Source organism: Candidatus Cloacimonadota bacterium (assembly GCA_012522635.1).
Classification (GTDB): domain Bacteria; phylum Cloacimonadota; class Cloacimonadia; order Cloacimonadales; family Cloacimonadaceae; genus Syntrophosphaera.
Window position 1 is genome coordinate 1 of sequence record JAAYKA010000035.1, and the last position, 5709, is coordinate 5709.

At 48.0% G+C, this 5709-nt stretch carries 5 protein-coding genes; 3 read left to right on the top strand and 2 right to left on the bottom strand.

From position 1 onward, the window contains the following. A partial coding sequence (gene dinB, locus GX135_02040) for a DNA polymerase IV (protein NLN84868.1) occupies positions 1-903 on the top strand: 903 nt, incomplete at its 5' end. 1 nt (position 904) lies between these two features. Here dinB and GX135_02045 read toward each other — a convergent pair. Together GX135_02045 and GX135_02050 are read right to left on the bottom strand one after the other, a co-directional pair. After that, positions 905-1783 (bottom strand): DMT family transporter, encoded by an 879-nt coding sequence (locus GX135_02045; GenBank protein NLN84869.1) that lies wholly within the window; start codon positions 1781-1783, stop codon positions 905-907. Between the two features lie 55 nt (positions 1784-1838). After that, positions 1839-2924, bottom strand: coding sequence for a tetratricopeptide repeat protein (locus GX135_02050; protein NLN84870.1), 1086 nt, complete (start codon positions 2922-2924; stop codon positions 1839-1841). Positions 2925-3368: 444 nt separating this feature from the next. Between GX135_02050 and GX135_02055 the strand changes: the two genes are divergently transcribed. Both GX135_02055 and GX135_02060 read left to right on the top strand, forming a co-directional pair. Further along, positions 3369-4307, top strand: coding sequence for an aspartate carbamoyltransferase catalytic subunit (locus tag GX135_02055; GenBank protein ID NLN84871.1), 939 nt, complete (start codon positions 3369-3371; stop codon positions 4305-4307). Positions 4308-4319: 12 nt separating this feature from the next. Further along, entirely contained in the window at positions 4320-5603 is a 1284-nt protein-coding gene (locus GX135_02060; GenBank protein ID NLN84872.1) for a dihydroorotase, read from the top strand. Positions 5604-5709: the final 106 nt, after the last annotated feature.

Genomic DNA, 5709 nt, shown 5'->3' on the forward strand with positions numbered 1-5709 from the left:
GGCATGAGCTCAAGTCAAGCTTGGCAGCTTTGTCCGCAGGGCATATTTATCATGAGCAATTTTGCGCTCTACCGCGAGGTTTCAAAGCAAATCAGAACAATCTTTCGCAGCTACACGGATAAAGTGGAAACCCTTTCCCTGGATGAGGCATATCTGGATGTAACCGAAAACAAAATCGACGAACCAGACGCGATGAAAATCGCCCGCAGTATCAAAACTGATATTCTGAAAGCCACGCAGCTAACCTGCTCCGCCGGGGTATCGTTCAATAAGTTTTTGGCAAAACTTGCTTCAGAGCTGGAAAAACCAGACGGCCTTTGCCAAATTACGGAACAAAACGCCCAGAAAATTCTTTTTGATTTGCCCATCGAAAAATTCCACGGTATCGGCAAAGTTACAGCCACCCGCATGAAAAATCTTGGCATTCACAATGGGGAAGACCTTTATCGCAGAGAGCTGACAGAGTTATTTCGTCGCTTCGGAAAAACCGGGATTTATTTTTATAATGTTGTGCGCGGCATAGACAACCGCGAAGTGGTTTCGGAATCCGACCCCAAATCCATCAGTTGCGAAAGGACTTTTCACACCGATCTTGCTTCAATCGAAGAAATTCTTGAAGAATTGCGGGCACTTGTGGAACGTTTGGTAACCCGGATGGCATCCCACAAAATCCAAGCTCAAAACCTGGTCATCAAGATAAAATACGACAATTTTCAGTGCATCACCCGAAGCTGCACCTTTCCTGAAACCAATTCAGATGAAGATGTGTTTTTTCAGTATGCCCAAAAACTGTTGGCTGAAAATTGGGATGAAAACCGAAAAGTCAGATTATTGGGTGTGGGCGTGGATAAATTGGTTTTCGATTCAAACCCTGATAACGAGCAACTGGAAATCCTGTTTTAGCTCAACGTTTTTGCCAAAGATTGCTGCCCATAATCAAAATCAGCCCCAAGAACGTGGCTGGATGGATGCTCTCTTTCAAAACCAGGGTGATGAAAAGCAGTGAGACAAAAGGTGTCAGAAAAATCAGGTTTGAAACCGAGGCTGTGTTTTCACTCGTATCCAGCGCTTTCTGCCAAATTATGAAAGTGAAACCCATCTCGAAAATCCCCACGTAAAGTCCACCCAGAAGCCCAGCCCAGACGGTACCATCATCCGTAAAAAGCCCTTGATAATTCAGCTTTCCAGCAATCGCTGCATATAACAGCGCGCTCACCGTTCCGACTGCAAAGTTCAATGCCAGCTTGTCTTTCGCGGGGCGAGGATCCTTCATGTTCAACAGCCAATATGAAGCCCAAACTATGGAAGTTGAAACCGCCAAAAATGAGCCAAGCGGATTATCGAACCTGAGCTGAAAAAGATTTCCCCGGGTGGAGATTACAACGACCCCCAAAAAGCTTAAAAGCAGAGCGACCAAATCCTTGGGACGCAAGCGTTGGCGCAGGATAATTGCGGAACCCAATGCCAAAACAATCGCCCAGGTGTAGTTCAAAACCTGCGCTTCCTGAGCGCGCAGCCTGTCGTAGGCGGCAAAAAGCATCAGATAATACACAAAAGGGTTTAAAAGCCCCGCCGGGATGGAGCGTTTCCAATTTCCACTCGCAGGTGTTTTGGGGCTTAAAAGCCAATAACCTGCCAAAAACAAGCTTGCCGCAGCCGAGGAAAAAACAAGCAATCCCAACGGTGTGAGATGTTTCAGGCTCAGCTTGAACGCGGTTGACACAGTTGACCATGCCAGCACCGCGCCCAAAGCGTAATAATAAGCCTGCTGTTGTTTTTTCATCAGTTGCAAAAAAAGCCTGCCCCTATGGACAGGCTTAATTCTTATCTAAAATGCTTTATTTCAGGTTTTTAAGGATGTTGCTGAATTCGGTTTCGAGGCTCTTGTTTTTTGTTTTTTGAGCGCCCAGGATTACGAATTGTACGGCAAACTGGCTGGTTTCATCATATTCATGCCATCTGCGGGCATAGGTGATGAGCTCATCAAAGCGTTCCTGCTGGTTCAGAAGGGCGCAGATATCCTGATAGTCTGTATCGTTATCGCGAATATCCAAAAGCTTTTTCAGGTGGTTTGCCGCGGTTTGATTATCATTCAATTTCAGGGCGATATATCTGGCGTCCGAAAGCGCGTCTTCGTTTCTGGGCTCCAATGCCAACACAAGTTCGTTGTTTATTTTGGCGGCGTCAAATTGCTCAAGCTCAAATTGGCAATAGGAAAGGTTCATCAGGTTATTCACATTCATGGGCTCAGTCACCTTGACTTTTTCGAAGTAGCCGATTGCGGTCTCATATTCTTTTTTATTCAGGTAGAAAATACCCATTTGCTGCAGAACGTTCACATCCTCTGGATTCACGCTATAGATTTTAAGCAGAATTTCCTCGGCTTTGGCTTCGTCTTTAAGCTCTTGCTGATATATGTTTGCCAGCTTGTAAAGCGGTTCGGTGCGTTCTGTGTCCAACGCCGAAACCTGTTCATAGATTTCAATGGCAGCGGCGGTGTTTCCCGCTTTTTCTTCAGCTTCAGCGGCGCTGAACACACGTGCCCAGGCGCTGGTACGGCGTTTTTTCATATCGCGGATGGCGGCACGTTCTTTATCAGTGGGTTTCTCATATTTTTCCATGATTTTAATGGCTTGACCATAGCCGGAAAAAGCCGTCATGTTTCCTTCCACAGCTTTGTCGGGGTTGTTTTCAGCAAAATAATAGTTAATATCGGAAAGCCTTCTGAGCGCGTGGGCATGGGCGGGGTTGTCTGCCAGAACATTTTCATAAAGCGAGAGGGCTTCCTCAACATTCTGTTGGTTGTAAGCGACGTCGGCGGATTTGAGATCCACCATCGCTCTTGGGCTCAGCTTTTCACGGGTTGTGGAGCAGGCTGCCAGAAGAATCATTGATGCAGCCAAAAGTATCACTAAGCGTTTCATTGATATGTCTCCTATACTTTTTTATCATTTTCGCACCAAAAAATGAAAAGGCGCTTATCGGTCAAGGTTTTTAACCCGATTAGCCTAAATAATGTGAAAAGCTTCCGTTTCTTCAAAGAAAAGAACCGCTCATCTCTCAATCTTGGGATAAATTATCGCGCTCTATATATAGGAACGAGTCTGTTGCAAAAAGCTCGACAAGCCCTAAACCTTTGTGTCGCTTAAGGTTGCTTTTGAAACATAAGGAATACTAAAGGCGGCAAGCAAGTGAAAGCCGAATCATCCTAATAAACAGTCAGAATCAATCTGCTCATAAAACCTTCATATAAATTGAGTTAAACCTCCGGAGAAAGACATTAGAAAAAAAGCTTGACCGGAACGCGGTCTCCTGCATTTTGACACAAATACCTTTAATCCGGGCCAGAGAGCCGGAAAGGAGAAAGAATGGAAACCACACCCCAGTTTTTAGGTCGGAGCTTGTATGGGCTGGAAGACTATTCCGGCGAAGAGATTATGTATATCTTGGAAGCCGCCAAGGCGATGAAAGAGATTAATCTGCGCCAATACAAAAAAATCCCAACCCTACGTGGAAAAACGGTTTGCACGCTTTTTGTGGAGGACAGCACCCGCACCCGCATGAGTTTCGAGCTGGCAGCCAAACGCCTCAGCGCTGATGTGGTAAGCTTTGCGGCATCCATCTCCTCGCTGCAAAAAGGTGAAAGCCTGCAGGATACCATCTACACTTTGGGTGCCATGGGCATCGATCTCTATTGCATCCGTCACAGCAGCCCCGGCAGTCCCCAACTGGTTCATAAATATTCTGGAAAGCCAGTAATCAACGGCGGTGACGGGCGTCACGCTCATCCCACTCAGGCTCTGTTGGATATATTTTCCATCTGGGAACATGTGGGTAACCTCAAGGGACTCAAAGTTGCCATTGTGGGCGATATTCTCAACAGCCGCGTGGTGCGTTCAAACCTCATCGGCATGAAAAAGCTGGGCATGGATGTCACGGTTTGCGGACCCCGAACCCTGATGCCGCCGCATCTGGAAGAGCTTTATGACTGCCGGGTGCAGTATGAGCTGTGCGAAGCATTGCGCGACGCCGACATCGTGATGGGTCTGCGCATGCAGTTTGAACGCATGACGGAAGGCCTTTTCCCCAGTTTGGAGGAATACAGTAAACACTACGCGCTTTCTCAGGATACCATAAAGTTTGCCAAACGTGACGCCCTCATCATGCACCCCGGACCGATGAACCGCGGCGTGGAAATCCTTCCGGAGATTGCGGATAGCAAGCAAAGTATCATCGTGGAACAGGTCGCGAACGGCGTGGCAGTACGCATGGCGCTGATGTTCCTCATCTTGGGTGGAAAACTGTAAAAGGAGGCAATCATGACAACACTCATCAAAAACGCCAACGCCTATATCAACGGGAAGTTTCAGCTTCGCGACATCCTCATTAAAAAAGAGAAAATTCAAAAAATCGCCAAAAGTCTGCCCGATAAAGCGGACAGGATTATTGACGCCAGTGGGAAACACGTTTTTCCCGGTTTTGTGGATTTACACGTCCATCTGCGTGATCCAGGCCAAACCTATAAAGAGGATATCGTTTCCGGAACCCGAGCCGCTGCCCATGGTGGTTTCACCAGCCTTTGCACCATGCCAAACACCGAACCTGTGGTGGATAATATCGCCACTGTGGACTACATCCAGCGCCGTGCCAAAGACCTTGGTTTTGCAAAGGTTTATGTGATCGGCGCCATGACCAAAAAAAGCGAAGGCCTCGAAATCAGCGAAATGGCAACCATGAAATCCGGCGGGATAGTTGCGGTTTCCGATGATGGCGGCTGCGTTCAAAACGCCAAACTGATGCTCAATTGCATCCACTATGCCATGAATTTTGGCTTGCCCCTGGTGGTGCATGCTGAAGATTATGACCTGGCTGGAAAAGGGCAGATTCACCACGGCAAAGTATCTTCCCGTCTTGGTTTGACCGGTCTTCCCAGCCTGGCTGAAGAGGTGATTGTTTCCCGCGATATCATGCTGGCGGAAAACACGGGCGCAAAATTGCACATTGCCCACATCAGCACAGCGCGTTCCATCGAAATGGTACGCCAAGCTCGTGAACGAGGCGCCAAAATCACCAGTGAGGTCACGCCTCACCACCTCATTCTGAATGAAGAGGCCTGTCTCGGCTTTGATACAAACACAAAAATGAAACCGCCCCTGCGTACCGAAAAAGACCGTCTTGCCTGCTTGGAAGCGCTGCGTGATGGCACCATTGATTGCATTGCCACAGACCACGCTCCTCACGCTGATTTTGAAAAAGTTCGGGAATTCGACCACGCTCCTTTCGGCATCATCGGCCTCGAAACCGCTTTTCCCGCTCTTTATCACCATTTGGTCAAGCCTGGACACCTCAGCCTGGAGCGGCTTGCCGAAGCTTTAACTTCAGCCCCGGCAGAGCTGATGGACCTTCCACCAGCCATGATAAAAGCAGGGCTGCCGGCTGATCTCACCATTATCGCCCTCAATGCCCAAACTCTTTTCAGCCCGGAAAACATTCTTTCCAAAAGTAAAAACAGCCCCTGGCTGGGCCAAAGCCTTTCGGGGAGAGTGCTTTACACCTTTTTGGATGGCAGAATCACCTGGGAGGACGCGGATGCCCAAGTTTAGTGAATTGAGCATCACAAACACCAGATGGCTCAATGATGGATACGTGGAAATCGCATTCAAAGAACCTTCTCTGGCAGCGCTTTGCAAGCCTGGGATGTTTTTTGAA